The organism is Frateuria defendens (genome assembly GCF_001182895.1).
Lineage (GTDB): Bacteria > Pseudomonadota > Gammaproteobacteria > Xanthomonadales > Rhodanobacteraceae > Frateuria_B > Frateuria_B defendens.
In genome coordinates this window covers 1-329 of the sequence record NZ_LFQR01000234.1, presented here as the reverse complement: position 1 = coordinate 329, position 329 = coordinate 1, and the positions used below count along the sequence as shown (strand labels likewise).

The 329-nt window shown below is 76.3% G+C and carries 1 pseudogene; it reads left to right on the top strand.

What is annotated here, in order from left to right:
- Positions 1-41: 41 nt before the first annotated feature.
- Positions 42-329: pseudogene (locus ACH65_RS18085) on the top strand (hypothetical protein); the annotation flags it as partial.

Genomic DNA, 329 nt, shown 5'->3' with positions numbered 1-329 from the left:
CACGGCCGGAAACCGCGTCGCCGCAGGTTGCGGCCAATGCGATGCCGGCGCCCGGAGACGACGTGGAGGCCGAGGCCATGGCGCCGGTGCCGGACGCGCCGCCGTCACCCGAGCCGGCCTCCGCGTTCACCGGGGCGCTCGATCCCGCCGCCGCGCCGGATGCGCTCGACGCGTTCGACGCCGGCGAGCCGGAATCCTGGCAGGCCGAGCCCGCCGATTCCGACACGCTGGAAGCCGAGCTGGCCGCCCTGCTGGCCGCGGGCGAGCCGGCGGCGGAAGGCGAGAGCGAATTCGGCAGCGGCCTCAACTACCAGGCCGGCGAAGGCCAG